This window comes from Klebsiella planticola, from assembly GCF_000783935.2.
Classification (GTDB): Bacteria; Pseudomonadota; Gammaproteobacteria; order Enterobacterales; family Enterobacteriaceae; genus Klebsiella; species Klebsiella planticola.
The window spans coordinates 4,020,704-4,039,784 of sequence record NZ_CP026047.1 but is presented as its reverse complement, the minus strand read 5'-3'; the positions used below and the strand labels follow the sequence as shown (position 1 = coordinate 4,039,784).

The 19,081-nt window shown below is 58.6% G+C and carries 18 protein-coding genes; 10 read left to right on the top strand and 8 right to left on the bottom strand.

Translation table 11 applies throughout. The annotated features are described in order from the left end of the window. Window positions 1–25: 25 nt before the first annotated feature. Window positions 26–1,195: a M20 aminoacylase family protein gene (locus MC50_RS19455; RefSeq protein WP_047664762.1), complete on the bottom strand. Its 1,170-nt coding sequence runs from the start codon at window positions 1,193–1,195 to the stop codon at window positions 26–28. Window positions 1,196–1,367: 172 nt separating this feature from the next. Here MC50_RS19455 and MC50_RS19450 point away from each other — a divergent pair, with 172 nt between their 5' ends. Continuing rightward, window positions 1,368–3,674 (top strand): helix-turn-helix domain-containing protein, encoded by a 2,307-nt coding sequence (locus tag MC50_RS19450; protein WP_047664761.1) that lies wholly within the window; start codon window positions 1,368–1,370, stop codon window positions 3,672–3,674. Here the strand turns inward: MC50_RS19450 and MC50_RS19445 are convergent. Next, window positions 3,655–4,518, bottom strand: a complete 864-nt coding sequence (locus MC50_RS19445) for a helix-turn-helix transcriptional regulator (protein ID WP_047664760.1) — start codon at window positions 4,516–4,518, stop codon at window positions 3,655–3,657. The genes MC50_RS19450 and MC50_RS19445 overlap by 20 nt on opposite strands. Window positions 4,519–4,615: 97 nt before the next feature. Here MC50_RS19445 and MC50_RS19440 point away from each other — a divergent pair, with 97 nt between their 5' ends. The 8 genes from MC50_RS19440 (at window position 4,616) to sapF (ending at window position 12,122) form a co-directional block, all read left to right on the top strand. Continuing rightward, the gene (locus MC50_RS19440) at window positions 4,616–5,506 is read left to right on the top strand and encodes an SDR family oxidoreductase (protein ID WP_047664758.1); all 891 of its coding nucleotides are present in this window, start codon (window positions 4,616–4,618) and stop codon (window positions 5,504–5,506) included. Window positions 5,507–5,665: 159 nt separating this feature from the next. Next, a complete protein-coding gene (locus MC50_RS19435; RefSeq protein WP_032695995.1) occupies window positions 5,666–5,980 on the top strand; it encodes a PTS sugar transporter subunit IIB in 315 nt (104 codons plus the stop codon). A 172-nt stretch (window positions 5,981–6,152) separates the two neighbouring features. Further along, the gene (locus tag MC50_RS19430) at window positions 6,153–6,437 is read left to right on the top strand and encodes a hypothetical protein (RefSeq protein ID WP_032688090.1); all 285 of its coding nucleotides are present in this window, start codon (window positions 6,153–6,155) and stop codon (window positions 6,435–6,437) included. Between the two features lie 399 nt (window positions 6,438–6,836). Then, complete coding sequence (gene sapA, locus MC50_RS19425) at window positions 6,837–8,480, top strand: ABC transporter substrate-binding protein SapA (RefSeq protein WP_032700159.1); 1,644 nt, start codon at window positions 6,837–6,839, stop codon at window positions 8,478–8,480. After that, entirely contained in the window at window positions 8,477–9,442 is a 966-nt protein-coding gene (sapB, locus tag MC50_RS19420) for a putrescine export ABC transporter permease SapB (RefSeq protein WP_004861121.1), read from the top strand. Before sapA ends, sapB begins: the two co-directional genes overlap by 4 nt. Then, window positions 9,429–10,319 (top strand): putrescine export ABC transporter permease SapC, encoded by an 891-nt coding sequence (gene sapC, locus MC50_RS19415; protein ID WP_004861118.1) that lies wholly within the window; start codon window positions 9,429–9,431, stop codon window positions 10,317–10,319. Before sapB ends, sapC begins: the two co-directional genes overlap by 14 nt. Next, window positions 10,319–11,311, top strand: coding sequence for a putrescine export ABC transporter ATP-binding protein SapD (sapD, locus tag MC50_RS19410; RefSeq protein ID WP_004861115.1), 993 nt, complete (start codon window positions 10,319–10,321; stop codon window positions 11,309–11,311). The genes sapC and sapD overlap by 1 nt, the downstream gene beginning before the upstream one ends. Window position 11,312: 1 nt before the next feature. Continuing rightward, window positions 11,313–12,122, top strand: coding sequence for a peptide ABC transporter ATP-binding protein SapF (gene sapF / locus MC50_RS19405; protein WP_032688092.1), 810 nt, complete (start codon window positions 11,313–11,315; stop codon window positions 12,120–12,122). Between the two features lie 30 nt (window positions 12,123–12,152). Here sapF and MC50_RS19400 read toward each other — a convergent pair whose 3' ends face one another. The 6 genes from MC50_RS19400 to MC50_RS19375 form a co-directional block, all read right to left on the bottom strand. Then, window positions 12,153–13,529: a purine-cytosine permease family protein gene (locus MC50_RS19400; protein ID WP_047665524.1), complete on the bottom strand. Its 1,377-nt coding sequence runs from the start codon at window positions 13,527–13,529 to the stop codon at window positions 12,153–12,155. A gap of 124 nt (window positions 13,530–13,653) precedes the next feature. Further along, a complete protein-coding gene (locus MC50_RS19395) occupies window positions 13,654–15,156 on the bottom strand; it encodes an HAL/PAL/TAL family ammonia-lyase (protein WP_032700161.1) in 1,503 nt (500 codons plus the stop codon). Continuing rightward, the gene (locus MC50_RS19390) at window positions 15,153–15,947 is read right to left on the bottom strand and encodes an ABC transporter ATP-binding protein (protein ID WP_032688094.1); all 795 of its coding nucleotides are present in this window, start codon (window positions 15,945–15,947) and stop codon (window positions 15,153–15,155) included. The genes MC50_RS19395 and MC50_RS19390 overlap by 4 nt, the downstream gene beginning before the upstream one ends. Before the next feature lies 1 nt (window position 15,948). After that, window positions 15,949–16,680, bottom strand: coding sequence for an ABC transporter permease (locus tag MC50_RS19385; RefSeq protein WP_032688096.1), 732 nt, complete (start codon window positions 16,678–16,680; stop codon window positions 15,949–15,951). 9 nt (window positions 16,681–16,689) lie between these two features. Next, window positions 16,690–17,409, bottom strand: a complete 720-nt coding sequence (locus tag MC50_RS19380) for an ABC transporter permease (RefSeq protein ID WP_032695885.1) — start codon at window positions 17,407–17,409, stop codon at window positions 16,690–16,692. Window positions 17,410–17,421: 12 nt separating this feature from the next. Then, window positions 17,422–18,279: a transporter substrate-binding domain-containing protein gene (locus MC50_RS19375; protein ID WP_032700162.1), complete on the bottom strand. Its 858-nt coding sequence runs from the start codon at window positions 18,277–18,279 to the stop codon at window positions 17,422–17,424. A 216-nt stretch (window positions 18,280–18,495) separates the two neighbouring features. Between MC50_RS19375 and MC50_RS19370 the strand changes: the two genes are divergently transcribed. Then, complete coding sequence (locus MC50_RS19370; RefSeq protein ID WP_032688100.1) at window positions 18,496–19,044, top strand: HutD/Ves family protein; 549 nt, start codon at window positions 18,496–18,498, stop codon at window positions 19,042–19,044. Window positions 19,045–19,081 lie beyond the last annotated feature (37 nt).

The window sequence follows — 19,081 nt, the reverse complement described above, 5'->3', positions numbered from 1 at the left end:
ATAGGGTCCTCCCGGTCGCGGGTCGTTAGCGCAGATAATGTTCCGTCAGGCCGCACCACAGCGCCGCGCCCTTGAGCAGGATCTCGTCGTTAAAATCATATCCGGGATTATGCACCATGCAGCGATCGGCTTCGTCTCCGGCGCCGATAGTGAAATAACACCCGTTCGGATTATGTTCGAGCATAAAGGCAAAATCTTCGCTGCCCATAAACGGTTTCACCTCCCCGACCTGCGCTGCGCCAAACAGCGATGTCGCCACCTCGCGCACCATCTGATTCGCGGCGGGATCGTTTTTCAGCACCGGGCTGCCGTTGACATGGGTTAAGGTGGCCGTGGCGTTAAAGCTTTCCGCCTGGGCAACGGCAATATCATGGATGCGCTGCAGGACCGTTTCACGTACCTGCTCGTTCAGAGTACGGACCGTCAGCTTCATCAGTACCTTATCGTTGATAATGTTTGGCGCATGCCCCGCCTGAATACTGCCGACGGTCACCACCGCCGGTTCAAATGGCGTGATATTACGCGAAACGATGGATTGCAGCGCCAGCGTGATGTGACAGGCAACCAGCGTGGCGTCAACGGTATGCTCCGGTACCGCCCCGTGCCCGCCCACCCCCTTGACCTCAATATGCAGGGTATCGGAGGAGGCCATCATCGCGCCGTCGCGCAGACCAATTTTACCCACCGCCTGCCCCGGCATATTGTGCAGACCAAAGATCCGGTCGCAGGGGAATTTGTCGAACAGGCCGTCTTCCACCATGACCCGCCCACCGTACAGCAGCTCTTCGGCGGGCTGAAAAATCAGCTGTAGCGTGCCATTAAACTGCCGGGTGCGCGCCAGATACTCGGCGGCGTAGAGAAGCGTGGTGGTGTGCCCGTCATGGCCGCAGCCGTGAAAACGGCCATCGACCTGACTGGCCCAGGCTTTACCGCTCGCCTCCTGCATCGGCAGCGCGTCCATGTCGGCGCGCAGACCAAGGCGACGCTGGCCGCTGCCGACGGTTAACGTCCCGACCACGCCGGTTCCCGCCAGACCACGATGCACCTCATAGCCCCATGAGGCCAGCAGGCGTGCGACTTCATCGCTGGTTTGATGTTCTTCGAAGCCGATCTCCGGCTGCTGATGGAAACGGCGACGCAGGGCGATAAACTGCGCTTCATTAACCTGTAATGCCTCAATAAGTGGATGTGTCATTTTTGTTATTCCTTCATTGGGTTTGCGCGACACTTCCGAGTTTATGCGGTTAAAAAGCCCACGATGCGCTGTTTTTTGTTTTATATTGACGGATTATTCATGAGTACTTTTCATACAAATCGGTTATGACAAAAAATAACCTGTTATTTTTTGTCTTTGCGGGGGCGTTACGGTGGAACACCATTCAGGCGATTTTAGCGTCGTGGTTCGCGATGTTCGTCAGTACAGTCAACAGGATAGCGATGCCTTAACGTTGCTGTGGGTGCTGGAAGGCCGCGTCGGGCTGCATGACGGCGAACTCCGCCAGCAGTTGGATACTGACGACCTGGCGATAGTGAACCGTCATCAGCGCTGGAGCCTGACCGCATCCGCCGCCAATGCGGTGATGCTGCTGACCCTGCCTTACGGCTGGCTGACGCGTCTTGACGGTGATTTTTTCGCCGTCGACTACCAGGTCGCGGACGCAACCCGCGATGCCGATGATAACCTGCGCCATCTGATGCGCCAGCTGTTGGTCATTGAACTGGTAAATCACCAGTCCCGCTACCGCCTGGAAGCCAATCGCTGGCTCAGTGAAATTGCCCTGCTGCTGGCCACTCGCTATACCCGGCCCGTCATCGCCAGGACACAGCGCGGGGCGGAGAAGTGGAGCCGCCGCATTGCCCGGGTGGTGGCGCGGATCGAGGCCAACTATCAGCAGCGGCTTTCGCTACACGATGTCGCCGCAGCGGAATTTGTCTCCGAAGCCTGGCTATCAAGGCTGTTTCGCAAGGAGGTCGGCGTAAGCTTTGTGCAGTACATTACCGCACTGCGTCTCAACAAGGCGGCCGAACAGCTCCTCACCACCCGCAAGTCGGTGCAGCAGATTGCCCAGGAGCAAGGGTTCGCCAGCACCCGCATCATGAGCGACCTGTTTAAACGACTGCATGAACTGACGCCGCGTCAGTTTCGCCAGCAGCATCCGCAGAGCCACCCGGAATCCACCCGCTCACGCATCGGTCAGGCCGATATCTGGCAGCCGGTCGCCGTGGAGCGCCTCTATGCCCGGCTGAGTGAGCCGGAGAAAAACGGCTGGGATAATCCTCCGCCGCGGCTGAATCCGCAGCAGACCCGCCAGATTGATCTGCGTCAGCTGCCGGGCCGGGCCGCGCCATTACGCCATACCCGAATCGTGGTCACCGTACGCGAGCTGGATGATTTATTACGTGAAGATGTCCGCCGCGAGCTGGAGCGGCTGCACGATACCCTGCCAGTCTATGCGATTGATATTAATGACCCGTTTCTCAGCAGCAGACTGTTCGCCACCGGTTGGGATGACCCGCAGATGGCAGGCTATGCCTGCTGGTACCAGCTGCAGCAAATTTTCAGCTGGCTGGCCAATATGGGCTGGGGGTTGATTTTGCATACCGGGCTGACCACCCGCTGCGATCTGCTACAGCGTTTTTTACGCCTCGCGGCCAATCATTTCCCCCCGGCGACGCTCGCCAGCTGGCGATTTGTCTGGCACTGGTCACCCCAGGCCAGCGAAGAGGCGCGCCAGCACGCCTGGCAGCAGCAGCGCGATACGCTGCGGGCGATACTGCCGCAGCCGCAGCTGGGGATCTGGCATCGCTTCCCGGAGAGCGCCATTGGCAAAGACGCACTGCTCCGTTCGCCGCTGTTGAGCGAAGCCAGCTTTCTCGCCTGTCAGGCTGATGCAAACGAACTGCTGGATCTGGCCCAGCTCGATAGCAGCAGACTGGCCGCCAGCGAAAACTACCCGGTACATAAACTGCGCCAGATCCACAGCGCCCTGCGCCAGCGCCAGCTGTCGCTTCCCGTCTGGCTGCTCTCCTGGAATACATTGACCGGCAACACCCGCGACACCAACGGCCGTTTCTTTCGCGGCGCGCTGTTGATGGATAATCTGCTGGGGCTGGCGGATCAGGTATGGCTGGCCGGGTTCTGGCTCAACTCAGGCCTGCAGGGCGAAGCGCGGGCGAACGGTAAGCTGGATACCTCGAGCCTGGCGCTGCACTATCTGCACGGCCTCCCGCGCCCGGTTTACTGGGTGCTGTGGCTCTGGCGACGGCTGCGTGGTGAGGTGCTGGTGAATGACAAAAACCTGCTGCTGTTACGCCACGGGGAACACTATCAGCTGCTGTTACGTAATACGGTGGTGTTCAACCCCTGGCTCTCCAGCGAAGAGGCTTTTATCCAACGCTTCAGTCAGCCCTATAGCGTGCAGCTATCGGGGCTGGAGGGCCGCTGGCGGGTTAAACAACATCTTTTCGATCGCCATCACGGGGCGTTATTCCCGCTTTTTGACGCCTTTCGTAGCCAGAGCGGGCCGGACGAAGAGGATTATCACTGGATAATGCACAAAGCCCGCCCGGCGCTGAGCGTCTCAGAGGAGCGGCCAGAAAACGGCTGGCATGTCGTCGACTCGCTGGAGAGCAACGCCCTGGTTCTCTACGAATTTACCCCGATAAGTGACTAACCTCGCCACCATCAGATGACGGCTTGCCCTGTTTGACCCAGGCATCGACTTTCACCCGGCTCGCCTCGCTAGCCGGGTTAAACACCATCATGTTGAGGTCCGGGCGACCGTCAACGGTAAAGGTGGAAAACTCCAGCTCAATCATACCAAGCTGCGGATGATGCATGCGCTTAAAGCCTTCGCCCTGCCCGGCCACATCATTGCTACGCCAGAAGGCGTCAAATTCCGGGCTCTGACGACTGAGCTCGGCAATGAGTCGTTCGTTTTCCGTCGATGCTCCTGCCCGGGCAACATCAGCACGAAAGGCGCTGACGATAAGGCGGGCTACGGATGACCAGTCTTCCAGCGCGCTGCGCGCAGAGTGATTGGTAAACAGGCGCCGGAGAATATTGCGTTCGGCGGGCGGTAGCCGACCGTAGTCGGTCAGGACGCGGGCGGCGGCATCATTCCAAGCAATCACGTCCCAGGCGACGGTTTTAACGATTGCCGGAACGGGGAGCGCATCCAGCACCCGCTGTAAACGCGGGGTAATGTCGTCGGAGACAATCAGCCGGGTTTCCGGCGGATGACCAAATGCCAGAATAAACAGGTGTTCACGCTCCGGCGTGGTCAGTCTCAGGCCACCGGCAATACGGCCCAGCACTTCGCGGGATGGCGCTCCGCCGCGCCCCTGCTCCAGCCAGGTGTACCAGGTGGGGCTGATATTGGCCAACTGAGCAACCTCTTCGCGCCGGAGCCCAGGCGTGCGCCGACGGCCTGGCGTAAAGCCAAATGTTGCCGGATCGAGCCGTAAACGCCGCGCCCGCAGAAATTCACCCAATGCATACGTTGAAGAGTCGCTCATGCTCAGCCTGTTAGTCTTTATACCCTGATAATGTCTCTACTTTTATCGTATCGCGTTAAGACTACCATAGCCTGGATACTCATTCTGGAGGCAGGTTATGCGAATTTTTCTCACCGGCGCGACCGGATTTATCGGCTCGCGTATTCTCAACGAACTGCTGGCCGCCGGACACCAGGTCACCGGCCTGGCGCGTTCAGAGGCCAGCGCCCTAGCGCTGCAGACGGCAGGCGCAGACGTGCAGTACGGAACACTGGAAGAGCCGCGCTCGCTGCTGGAAGCGGTCACCCGCTGCGATGCGGTGATCCACACCGCTTTCGATCATGATTTCAGCCGCTTTGTGGAAAACTGCGAAAAAGACCAGCGCATTATTCTCGCCATCGGCGCGGCGTTGCAGGGGAGCCGGCGGCCGCTCATCATCACTTCCGGTACCGCCATGGGTGACATCGGTAACGGACTACCCGCCAGTGAAATGCACTTCAATTCCGCGCACCCGAACCCTCGCGCCGCCTCAGAGCGTGCGGGAAACCGGCTGCTGGATGCCGGGGTGGATGTCCGGGTGGTGCGACTGCCGCAGGTGCATGACACCACCCGCCAGGGCTTATTGACCTATTACATCGCGCATGCGGCAGAAAAAGGGGTCGTGGCCGTAGTCGGCGACGGGAATAACTGCTGGTCGGCCGCACACATCAGCGATGTTACCGCGCTGTACCTGCGGGTGCTGGAGCAAGGTCTGGCCGGCAGGCGCTATCATGCCGTTGCTGAAGAGGCCATCCCCTCTCTGCGCATCGCCGAGGTGGTGGCGGAGAAATTGCACCTGCCGTTGCAGTCCCTGAGCGCCGATCGCGCGGCGGCCCACTTTGGCTGGTTTGCCGCCTTTGCCGGAATGGATTTACGCGCCACGTCCGTCTGGACCCGCCAGCAGCTGAACTGGCAACCCACCGGTCCGGGCCTGCTGGACGATCTGCGTCACCTGAATCACGACAAGTGACAACGTCACTAAAACGATGACCGTATGCTCAGCGCGCCTGGCCCGGCCGCCCTTTTATCTCGCGCCCGGATATATTTGTCAGACAAAATTGATGGGCCACGCATTTTCTCCGCCGGGAGCGGAATAAGGTAGTTGCGGTACTCCATCGAGGATAAAACCGTGAAAAAATTACTGATATGTTGCCTGTCTGGCGAGACAGCGAACATCTTAGCGAAGAAAATGCAAAAAATAGCGGATGCGCAGGGTCTGAATCTGTTAATTAGCGCCGTAGGCCTGGAGAATGTATTTAGCGTTGCCCCGGCCTATGACGCCGTTTTAGTGGCGCCGCATGTTCAATATAAACGGGATGAAATCGCTAACGTGCTGCAAGACAAGCAGGAGATTGCGGTTATTGAAAGCCTGCCCTACGCCGCATTCAACGGCGACAGCGTGCTTAAATTTGCGCTGGTCAATCTGTCCCAATCGCTCACCTGACAGAGCATGAAACTATGCGGGCAGGTCGCAGATGGCCGGCCCGCATTATCCCGCCTCGCCAGCATTGCATGACAACCGGCGCGCCCGCCCCGAGTTAATTATTTGTAACTGGTAAGATGTGCCAATGTGAATTATAGTCTGCGCATCATCGTTCAATGGACTGAAAACGCACATGATTCCGGTTAATATTCATACTCTTAGTCGCTATGCGGCCCATGTCAGCTTGACCCACACGATGAAAAACCATCGGTCGCCCGCCCTCTCCGTAATGATGATCTTCTCCGATTTATGTATCCGTTCAACCCTGGACTCCTACAGCGAACAGGGCTGGGAAATTAGCGAGAAGCGCAGCGGGCTGGTTCTGCGCAGCTTTGTCGCCACCCATCGCGGTGGGACGGCGATCGAAATCACGCCGAAGGATTATATCGGTCGATATAACCGCTTGCTTCCACTGTAAGCGCCGGTGAATTAACAGCTAACTGGAGAAAGTGGCAATAAAAAGATACCATGTTTCATTATCCGCCATACACCGCATGAATATGCTGAGAAGCGCCTAAAAGAGCACCATACCCTCAGGTTTTTGATGAATATCAATCCATAGTCCCCTTTGCAGCATCACGATCGGCGCGACCCGTGCTCTCGTACGCTTTGTCCGTTTATTCAGGGAGATGGAGGATAAAAACGCCTGGTGGTTTTACGAGGTATACTCGAAGTAGCGGTGTGGTATGCATTCGAACCTGCGGAACAGCACAACGGCGCAGCCGTCGTGATATTGTCCCTGTGAGCGTTGAAGGTGATGGAATATGTCATTCAATATTAATAAGATAGAGCACCGCTCTATCATCATAAAAACATTATGCGCCTGAAAATATCTTCTCTCCTGGCGGTAGCGTCGCTGCTGTGCGGGCAGGCTCTTGCCGCGCCCACGTTGCCCGCGAATGCCGATATTCGCGATAGCGGCTTTGTTTACTGCGTCAGCGGGCAGGTTAATACCTTTAACCCGCAAAAAGTCAGCAGCGGTCTGATTGTCGACACCTTAGCCGCCCAGCTGTACGATCGCCTGCTGGATGTCGATCCTTATACCTACCGTCTGGTTCCTGAGCTGGCCGAAAGCTGGGAAGTATTGGATAACGGCGCGACGTACCGCTTCCATCTGCGTAGCCACGTCCCTTTCCAGTCGACATCGTGGTTTAAACCCACCCGCGCCTTTAACGCCGACGATGTGATTTTCACCTTCAGTCGTATTTTTAACCGCGACGATCCGTGGCACAGCGTCAACGGCAGCAGCTTCCCTTATTTCGACAGCTTACAGTTTGCCGACAGCGTTGAAAGCGTGCGCAAGCTGGACAACCAAACCGTCGAATTTCGCCTGAAGCGCCCGGATGCCTCATTCCTCTGGCACCTGGCGACCCACTATGCGTCGGTCATGTCTGCAGAATACGGCGCGCAGTTGATCAAAGCCGATCGTCCGGAACAGCTTGACCGTCAACCGGTTGGTACCGGTCCGTTCCAGCTTGAAGAGTACCGCGCCGGGCAGTACGTGCGCCTGCAGCGCCATCCGGACTACTGGCGTGGCAAACCGCTGATGCCGCAGGTGGTCGTCGACCTCGGTTCCGGCGGCACCGGCCGCTTGTCGAAACTGCTCACCGGGGAGTGCGACGTTCTGGCCTGGCCTGCCGCCAGCCAGTTGACCATTTTACGCGACGATCCCCGTCTGCGTCTGACCCTACGTCCGGGAATGAATATCGCCTGGCTGGCGTTCAATACCGCCCGACCGCCGCTGGATAAACCGGAAGTTCGCCATGCGCTGGCGCTGGCTATCAACAACCAACGCCTGATGCAGTCTATTTATTACGGTACGGCGGAAACCGCCGCGTCAATGTTGCCGCGCGCCTCGTGGGCCTACGATAACGACGCTAAAATTACCGAATACAACCCGAAAGAAGCTCGCGAGCGGCTCAAAGCACTGGGGCTGGAAAAGCTGACGCTCAAGCTCTGGGTGCCCACCAGCTCGCAGGCCTGGAACCCCAGCCCGCTCAAAACCGCCGAGCTGATTCAGGCGGACATGGCGCAAATTGGCGTGAAGGTCATTATTGTGCCGGTCGAAGGCCGTTTCCAGGAGGCCAGACTGATGGACATGAACCACGATCTGACGCTCTCCGGCTGGGCCACGGACAGCAACGACCCGGATAGTTTTTTCCGACCGCTGCTGAGCTGTGCGGCCATTGCCTCACAGACTAACTTCGCCCACTGGTGCAATCGCGAATTTGACGAGGTGTTGCAAAAGGCCCTGCGCTCGCAGCAGCTGGCGTCGCGCATTGAAGCCTATAAAGAGGCACAGCATATCCTGGCCCGCGACCTGCCGGTGCTGCCGCTGGCTTCATCGCTGCGTCTGCAGGCCTACCGCTATGATATGAAAGGTCTGATACTGAGTCCGTTTGGCAACGCCTCCTTTGCGGGCGTCTCGCGGGAGAAAAAAGAGGAGGTGAAAAAACCATGATTATTTTTACCCTGCGCCGCCTGCTGCTGCTGCTGGTCACCCTCTTTTTCCTGACCTTCGTCGGCTTCAGCCTGAGCTACTTTACGCCCCACGCCCCGCTGCAGGGCGCCTCGCTGTGGAACGCCTGGCAGTTCTGGTTCAGCGGACTGTTGCACTGGGACTTCGGTGTCTCCAGCATTAACGGCCAGCTGATTTCTGAACAGCTGAAAGAGGTTTTTCCGGCCACCATGGAGCTGTGTATCCTCGCATTTGGCTTCGCGCTGCTGGTGGGTATCCCCGTCGGTATGCTGGCGGGGATAATGCGCAACAAGTGGCCCGATACGCTGATCAGCGCCCTCGCGCTGCTCGGCTTCTCGATTCCCGTGTTCTGGCTGGCGCTGCTGCTGACGCTCTTTTTCTCTCTGACCCTCGGCTGGTTCCCGGTCTCCGGGCGCTTCGACCTGCTGTACGAGGTGAAAACGGTGACCGGTTTTGCGCTGATCGACGCCTGGCTGTCTGACTCGCCGTGGCGCCATGAGATGATCGTCAGCGCCGTACGCCATATGGTGCTGCCGGTGCTGACGCTGGCGGTCGCCCCCACCACCGAAGTGATCCGCCTGATGCGCATCAGCACCAGCGAAGTGTATGACACCAACTACGTGAAGGCGGCGGCCACCCGCGGCGTGTCGCGGCGGACGATTTTACACCGCCACGTTCTGCACAACGCTCTGCCGCCGGTGATCCCACGTCTTGGGCTTCAGTTTTCCACCATGCTGACCCTGGCGATGATCACTGAAATGGTCTTCAGTTGGCCGGGGCTCGGTCGCTGGTTGATAAATGCGATTCGCCAGCAGGATTACGCCGCCATTTCGGCCGGCGTCATGGTCATTGGCGCCCTGGTGATTACCGTCAACGTGATATCAGATATTCTGGGTGCGATGGCTAACCCGCTGAAACATAAGGAATGGTATGCCCTACGATAGCGTGTATCTGGAAAAGCGTCCGCCTGGGGCGCTGCGTACCGTCTGGCGAAAATTCTACGGCGACACGACTGCGATGATCGGCCTGTACGGCTGCGCCGGTCTGGTGCTGCTGTGCGTCTTCGGCGGCTGGTTTGCCCCTTATGGTATCGATCAGCAGTTTCTTGGCTACCAGCTGTTGCCGCCGTCATGGTCGCGTTATGGCGAAGTCTCGTTCTTCCTCGGGACCGACGATCTCGGTCGCGATGTGTTGAGCCGTCTGCTGAGCGGTGCGGCACCGACCGTCGGCGGCGCTTTTGTCGTCACCTTCGCGGCGACGCTGTTCGGCCTGGTGCTCGGCGTCGTTGCCGGCTCAACCCATGGCCTGCTGTCGGCGATGTTGAACCATATCCTCGATACCCTGCTGTCGATTCCGTCGCTGCTGCTGGCCATTATTGTCGTGGCTTTCGCCGGGCCGCATCTGAGCCACGCGATGTTCGCCGTCTGGCTGGCGCTGCTGCCGCGCATCGTACGCTCGGTCTACAGCATGGTGCATGATGAGCTGGAAAAAGAGTACGTCATTGCCGCCCGTCTCGACGGCGCATCGACCTTAAATATTCTCTGGTTTGCGGTGCTGCCGAATATCGCCTCCGGGCTGGTCACGGAGATCACCCGCGCATTATCGATGGCGATTCTCGATATCGCTGCCCTGGGCTTTCTCGACCTCGGCGCCCAGCTTCCTTCCCCGGAATGGGGCGCGATGCTGGGCGACGCGCTGGAGCTGATTTACGTCGCGCCATGGACGGTGATGCTGCCCGGCGCGGCGATTATGATTAGCGTCCTGTTGGTCAACCTGCTGGGCGACGGGATCCGCCGCGCCATTATCGCCGGGGTGGAATAATGCCGTTACTTGATATTCGCAACCTGACCATTGAGTTCAAAACCAACGAGGGCTGGGTCAAAGCCGTCGACCGCGTCAGCCTGACCCTTGCGGAAGGTGAGATTCGCGGCCTGGTGGGCGAATCCGGATCCGGTAAAAGCTTGATTGCCAAAGCGATCTGCGGCGTCACCAAAGACAACTGGCGGGTGACCGCCGACCGTATGCGTTTCGATGATATCGATCTCTTACGCCTTTCCAGCCGCGAACGCCGCAAGCTGATTGGCCACAACGTGTCGATGATTTTTCAGGAGCCGCAGTCCTGTCTCGATCCGTCGGAGCGTATCGGCCTGCAGTTAATGCAGAATATCCCCGGCTGGACCTTTAAAGGCCGCTGGTGGCAGCGCATCGGCTGGCGAAAACGCCGGGCCATCGAACTGCTGCACCGCGTCGGGATTAAAGATCACAAAGACGCCATGCGCAGTTTCCCCTACGAATTAACCGACGGGGAGTGTCAGAAGGTGATGATTGCCATCGCCCTCGCCAACCAGCCGCGTCTGCTGATCGCCGATGAGCCGACCAACGCCATGGAGCCGACGACCCAGGCGCAAATTATCCGCCTGCTTACGCGTCTGAACCAGAACAATAACACCACCATTTTGCTGATCAGCCACGATATGCAGATGCTCAGCAAGTGGGCGGATAAAATCAATGTGATGTACTGCGGACAAACGGTAGAAACGGCGCCCAGCGAAGAGCTGGTGACAACGCCTCATCATCCGTATACCCAGGCATTGATCCGCGCGATCCCGGATTTTGGCAGCGCGCTTCCGCATAAAAGCCGCCTGAATACGCTGCCGGGAGCCATCCCCCTGCTCGAGCAGCTGCCGATCGGCTGTCGTCTCGGGCCGCGCTGCCCCTACGCGCAGCGTGAATGCATTGAAACGCCGCGCCTGACCGGAGCCAGAACTCATCTGTATGCCTGTCATTTCCCGCTAAACATGGAGAAAGAGTGAAATGGTCGAAACATTGCTCGAAGTCCGTAATCTGAGTAAGACCTTTCGCTACCGTACCGGCTGGTTTCGTCGTCAGATGGTGGAAGCGGTGAAACCGCTCAGTTTTACGCTGCGCGAGCGCCAGACGCTGGCGATTATCGGCGAGAACGGCTCAGGAAAATCGACGCTGGCGAAAATGCTGGCGGGCATGATCGAGCCAACATCCGGCGAGCTGTTGATTGACGATCATCCGCTGACGTTTGGCGACTACTCTTTCCGCAGTCAGCGTATCCGCATGATCTTTCAGGACCCTTCGACCTCGCTGAACCCGCGGCAGCGTATTTCGCAAATCCTCGACTTCCCGCTGCGCCTGAATACCGACCTCGAACCGGAGGCACGGGAGAAGCAGATTATTGAGACGCTGCGAATGGTCGGCCTGCTGCCGGACCACGTGAGCTACTATCCGCATATGCTGGCTCCCGGCCAGAAGCAGCGTCTGGGCCTCGCGCGCGCGCTGATTCTGCGTCCGAAAGTGATCGTCTGTGATGAAGCCCTGGCGTCGCTGGACATGTCGATGCGTTCGCAGCTGATCAACCTGATGCTGGAGCTACAGGAGAAACAGGGGATTTCGTATATCTACGTGACCCAGCATCTGGGGATGATGAAGCATATCAGCGATCAGGTCCTGGTGATGCATCAGGGCGAGGTCGTCGAGCGCGGCAGCACCGCCGATGTGCTGGCGTCACCGCTGCACGACCTCACCCGACGCCTGATTGCCGGCCACTTTGGCGAGGCGCTGACCGCCGATGCCTGGCGCAAAGACGGTAAATAATCATCGGCGCCGGCAGCGGCTCAGTCGGCTCTAGTCCGGGAACACGCTCTGCGTCGGCAGCACGCGACGATCAAAACGACGCAGCGCGTAGTAAAGAACCCCGGTCCCGAACCAGCCGATAATCCAGGAGACATCGTTGCCGGCAAACAGCCACGTCAGCGAGCCGTGATACAGCGGGTTCTCAATAAACGGCAGCTGGATAAGCACGCCGACGATATAGACCGCGATCGCGTAGAGATTCCAGTATCCGTAACGCTGTTGCGGATCGGACAGTGCGGGAATATCCACGGCGCCCGCGGAGATCAGATAGTAGTCGGTCAGACCGATCGCGCTCCACGGGACAAAAAACGCCAGCAGGAAGAGCAGGAAATGGGTGAAGTTCTTTAAGAACGCGGGCTCGCTCAACAACGCAATCACGCATGAGATGGCCACCATCAGCACCACGAAGAGAATGCGCACCCTCTTCGACAGCGCAGCCTGACGACGAAATCCGGAAACGATGGTGCTCAGCGACATAAAGCTGCCGTAGGCATTCAGGGTGGTGAAGGTGATTTTGCCAAAGCAGATCGCAAAGTAGATCACCATCGCCATCAGCTGGCTTTTGCCTAACCCGACGATAAAGCTCACTTCATGACCGGAAAACGCGCTGCCGGCGATGGCCGCTGTCAGAACGCCTAGCGTCATCGATGCCTGCGTGCCCAGCACCGTCCCGCTAAAGACGCACAAAAACGTTTTCGCGCCCGAGACATTACGCGGCAGATAGCGAGAGTAATCCGAAACGTAGGGGCAGAATGCAATCTGCCATGACGACGATAACGACACGGCCAGTAAAAACATCGGCAGTGAGAAATGGTTATTCTGCGCGATCGCCGGCAGATTGGCAGACAGCAGCAGCGTCACAAACAGATAGACAAACGCCAGCACCCCGACCACGCTCGCCACTTTGCCCAGCTTATGAATGACGCGATAGCCCAGCACGGCAATCACAATAATGATCGTGCTGAACAGCAGCATACCGGCCACGTCAGAGATCGACAGCAACCTTGCCATCGCCTGACCGGCCAGCACGGTACCGCTGGCCGAAAAGCCGACATACATCACGCACACCAGTACCAGCGGCACCACGGCGCCAAACACGCCAAACTGCGCCCGGCTGATGATCATCTGCGGCAACCCCAGGCGCGGCCCCTGCAGCGCATGCAGCGACATCACCGCCGCGCCGAGCACCTGCCCCACCAACAGCCCAATCAGCGACCAGACAACATCGCCTCCCAGCACCACCGCCAGCGCACCGGTGACGATGGCGGTAATCTGCAGATTACCGCCAAACCACAGCGTAAACTGGCTAAAGGGATGTCCATGGCGTTCATGATCGGGAATATAATCGATCGACCGCGATTCCGTTATCCCCTGCTCGCGATGGGCTGACTGGCGGTCGGCTGGTGAAAAAGAAGACATCGTTTCCCCGCTATAGCTTATTGTTATTGATGTATTTTATTTTTATATTCTGCTGTTATTGACCGTTCAGCCGCTATGCCAGCCAGTCTGCCCGATGGCGCTTGATGGTCGCGACCGCTTTGCCTATTTCTGGCGCCAGCCAGCGATCGTCTTCCCATGTCGCCACGCTCTGTCGCAGCAGCGCCAGCGCGTGACGCGTGCCGGCTGCCAGCATGTCCTGAGCATGAAACTCCAGCCCTTGAGCGGCCAGCAGATACTCGATTGCCATAATTTGATACAGGTTAGCCAGCAGGCGCTGTAGCTTTAGCGAAGCGCCGGTCCCCAGGCTCAGGTGATCTTCCTGCAGCGCCGAGGTCACAAAATTATCGAGCACCGCCGGCTGCGCCAGCTGCTTGTTCTCCGCACAAAGCGAGGCCGCTACGTACTGGGCGATCATCATGCCGGAGTTCACCCCGGGTTTGGCCACCAGGAATGCCGGCAGGCCGCTGATTAGCGGGTTAACCAGACGATCCAGACGCCGCTCGGCGATAGCGCCCAGTTCAGCCATCGCAATCGCCAGCACATCACAGGCCATGGCGACTGATTCCCCATGCGGATGCGCCTGCGACACCACTCGCCAGTTCTCGAGGGTGCCGAGAATCAAGGGATTATCCGTGCAGGCGTTCAGCTCGGTGTTAATTTGCCGCTCGGCATGAGCGAACTGATCGCGGCAGGCGCCGTGCACCTGCGGCATAGAACGCAGACTGAGCGCATCCTGGGTGCGTATCCCCTGGCTGGCGCTCAACAGCGGGCTGTCGGCCAGCAGCTGACGTAATCGGGCTCCGCTCTGCTGCATTCCAGGACTGGCCTTCAATGCCAGGATCTCGGCGTCAAACGCCACGATTTGTCCACGCAGAGCTTCAAAACTCATTGCGCCGGTGACATCGGCCCAGTCCAGCAGTTGGCTGGCATCGTCGAGGGCCAGACAGGCCATCCCGGTCATACACGGCGTCCCGTTGACCAGGCTTAATCCCTCTTTCGCCCCTGGCGAAATGGGGGCAAGTCCCGCCTGTGCCAACGCGTCGGCAGCCGGTACCACCCGCCCCTGCCAGCTCACCTCGCCGATCCCCATCAGCGCCAGACCGATATGCGCCATATGCGTCAGATAGCCCACCGAACCTTGCGAGGGCACCTGCGGCGTGATTTGCTGGTTCAGAAAGGCGAGCAGCTGGTGCACGATGGCGCAGGAAATCCCGGATTTGCCATGGCTGTAGTTGGCGACGGCGGCGCACATAATGGCCCGCGTCTGCGCGTCGTCCAGCAGAGGACCGACGCCGCAGGCGTGGCTCAGCAGCGTATTGCGCGATAGCTGGCTCAGCTGCTCTTCGGGCAGAGTGATATTGCACAAGGCCCCGAGGCCGGTATTAATCCCGTAGGCTATCTGCCCCGCGTCGATAATATGCTGAACAATCGCCCGCCCCTGTGCGATGCGCTCCCAGGCGCCGGCGCTGAGCGCCAGTTGCGCCTGGCCTCTGGCGACCTGCACGACATCCTGCCAGCATAACGGGGCGTCGCCCCACAGCACCTGTTGATTCATACGGATTGTCCTGGTTGATGATGGCTGGAGATAAACTGTTGAAAACGCGGCGACCCATGCGCGCCGAAAAGCGCCTCCGGCGGACCGTCGCAGTCAATAGTGCCTTGATGCATAAACACCACGCGGTTGGAGACATGGCGGGCAAACCCCAGCTCATGCGTGACCACCAGCATCGTGCGCCCCTCTTCCGCCAGGCTACGCATCACTTTCAATACTTCCCCCACCAGTTCCGGATCTAACGCCGAAGTCGGCTCATCAAAGAGCATGACCTCCGGATCCATCGCCAGCGCCCGGGCTATCGCTACGCGCTGTTGCTGACCGCCAGAAAGCTGGGCCGGGTAAAAATCCTTGCGGTTCAGCATGCCGACGCGGTCAAGCAGCTGTTCTGCCTGTTCAATACACTCCTGCTTGCTGCGCTTCAGGACATAATGCGGCCCTTCAATCACGTTTTGCAGCACCGTCATATGCGACCACAGGTTAAAGCTTTGAAACACCATCCCCAGCCGCGAACGCAGACGTTCTATCTGCTTAGGATTGGCCGCTAACCGGTGGCCGCGCGCATGGTGCTTCATCTCAATGGTTTCACCCCCCACGCTGACCACGCCCGCATCGGGTGTTTCCAGCAGGTTGATGCAGCGCAAAAGCGTACTCTTACCTGAACCGCTGGCGCCCAGAATCGAGATCACATCGCCTTTTTGCGCCTGGATAGAAATCCCCTTCAGCACATCAAGTGAACCAAAGGATTTATGGATATCGCTGACGGACAGCGTCACGGGACGAGGATCGTGCATACTATTCTCCTTTGGTGGCCGGTTTGAGTGCTACGGTGGCAGGGGTTTGCCGGGTATGCGGCGTCAGACGACGCTCAAGCAACGCATAAAGCTGCACGATGATAAAGTTGAGCAGCAAATAGATAACCGCGGCGCAGAGAAAGACCTCCATCGTCCGGTAGGTTCTCTGGATAATTTGCTGCGCCACGCCGGTCACATCCCACACCGTCACCAGACTGGCCAGCGCGGTGGATTTCACCAGCAGAATCGCCTCGGTCGAATAGGCCGGCAGCGCATAGCGCAGCATCACCGGGGCGATGATGCGTCGCAGCAGCAGAAAACGGGACATCCCGCAGGCCTGTCCGGCTTCAATCTGACCAGAGGGCACCGCCAGCAGCGCGCCGCGCAGGATTTCAGCGGTGTAGGCGGCGGTGCACAGCGCCAGCGCCAGCACCGCGCAGATAAACGGCTCGCGCAGCAGCGGCCACAGAAAACTGTGGCGAATCACGCCAAACTGTCCCAGTCCGTAATAGATAAGAAACAGCTGGATCAGCAGCGGCGAACCGCGAAACAGCAGAATATAGCCTTTAGCAAAACTGCTGAGTAGCGGCCAGCGGCTCATGCGCAGCGCCAGAACCCCCACCGCCAGTACACCGCCGCAGAGAAAAGAACAGATAAACAGCCCCAGCGTAACCGGCAGCGCGGCGCAGAGCTTCAGGAACGTATCGCTGAGAAAGGCAACGTCGATAAACATAAACTCTCCTTAAGCCTGAGCCGCGGCGCGACGCAGCCAGGCGCGATTCAGGCGAAGTTCCGCCCGAATAAACGCCCGGTTGGACACCAGGGTGAGTATCAGGTAGCAGCCGCCGCCAATCACATAGAACAGGAAGTATTCGCGGGTGGAGCCGGCGGCAATCTGGCTGGCGCGCATTAACTCCGCAATCCCCGTCACCGAGACCAGCGCCGAATCTTTGAGGCTCATCTGCCAGACATTTGACAGCCCAGGCAGCGAATAGCGGGCAATCTGCGGTAGCATGATGCGCTGAAAAATCCGCCAGCGCGGCATGCCGATTGCCGACGCCGCCTCGACTTCACCGGGCATCAGCGCCAGGCGCGCCGCGCGGTAAACTTCAGCCTGATAAGAGGCGGAAATTAAGCCGATAGCCAGCGAGCCAATCAGAAACGGCGGCACCTCAATAAAGCCATCGGCGCCAAACAGCTGACCAATCGCCGAAACCAGTCCAGAACCACCAAAATAGAACAGGTAAATGACCAGCAGTTCAGGAATGCCGCGGAAGACAACCGAATAGGCGGAGCCGAACCAACGCACGGGGGCGTGTGGCGACAGCTTTGCTGCGGCAATCATGCCGCCGACCACCGCGCCGACCGCTAACGCGGCGAGAGACAGCAGCAGCGTGGTCAGCGTCGCGCTCAGAATGAGCGTGCCCCAACCGTTCTCACCAAAACTCAGCAGACTAAGCATCTTCAACCTCACTTATGGCGTGACATCGCTTTTAAACCATTTTTCGCTCAGCTTTTTCACCGTTCCGTCCGCCAGCGCGGCCTGAATCGCGGTATCCAGCTTCGCTTTTAAATCGGCATCGGCGTGACGAACGCCCATCGCTTCGCCCTCGCCCCAGATGGGGCCACTCAGCTGCGGGCCGCTGAAGTTAAGGTTGCTGTTTTCCGGACGCGCAAGCGTGGTGTTGGCGAAGGTAATATCGTCGAAGACGGCATCAATACGTTCGGCCTGGAGATCCAAAATAGCGTCCGCTGAATTGCTGTATTCCCGAATATCGGCCACATCTTTGAAGTATTTGTCGATGAACGGGGTATACACGGTGCCGGAAGCGATACCGATCGTTTTCCCTTTCAGGGCCGCTTTTAATGGCGCAATCGCCGCCTGAATCTCTTTTTCATCATCGTTAAGCTTGATGGTGTGGTTGGCCCCGCTCGCCGGCGGCAGCAACGTGCCTTTTACCGCGATAAATGACGCCGGTGTTGCGGCGTAGGGGATCGTGAAGGAGACCACCTGTTTTCTTTCCGGCGTAATGACGATGGCATCCATAATCACATCGTATTTTCCGGCGTTGAGTCCGGCGATCATTCCGTCCCAGTTTTGCACGACCAGCTTGCACTCCATGCCCATGCGCTGGCAGAGATTGGCCATCAGTTCCGGTTCGAAGCCGCTGAGCTTGCCGCCCGGCAGCGTCAGGTTCCAGGGTTCATAACCCCCTTCCGTTGCGATGGTGATGGACTTCCACTCTTTGGCATTGGCCGAACTGCCGCAGAGCAAGAGTCCTGAAAACAGGGTTGTCAGACAGACCTGGCGAAAAGTGATGCTCTGCTTCATGATAATTCTCCTGATTTCATTTAAGTCATGCCGCTCTGGCGGTGCCAGCCGGGCGTAAAATTCAGATGACAGAGCATGTATATACAAGCATTGACAAATCAGCACACCCTCCTGATGATGGATTTGTGAGCTGCACTGTAAATAATTTGTAATCGAATTGAAAACCAGGTGTAGCTAAAAATTTACACAAAGCGACAAGGCGATGGTGAAACTGCGATGATAACTCCCTTTAACTTCTCTTCCCTGCCGAGGACTCCGTGGAAAAACGGCGGCGGCGAAACGCGTGAAATTGTCAGCGTGCCCTCGCCTGACTCCGATGCCCCGTTTCTTTGGCGAGCCAGCGTGGCCACGCTGGAGAACGACGGACCGTTTTCCCGGTTCAGCGGTATTGACCGGGTCATTACCTTAATTGAGGGACAGCCGCTCTGGCTGCGCGGTGACGGGATTCATCATCATCTGAGACGCTGGGAGCCGTGGGCATTTTCCGGCGAATGGGCGCTGGGCAGCGAAGGCATTGCCGCGCCGGGGCTGGATTTTAACATTATGACGCAACGTACCCGCGCGGCGGCGCAGGTCAGCGTAGTCTCCGGCGAACAGCATCCCGGCAGCGAAGGCATTGCCTGGGTACTTCAGGGATGCTGGCAGCTTGCCGGCGAACGCTATGACGCGCGCTCAGGGCTCTGGTGGCAGAGTCAGTCGCCCGGCGCCCTGATTCCGCTCTCGCCTGATGCCCGGCTTCTGCTGGCCGGCATAACCCGTCGTTAGCCGACTCAACGCCGGGCAAGAGGCGTAAAACGAGCCT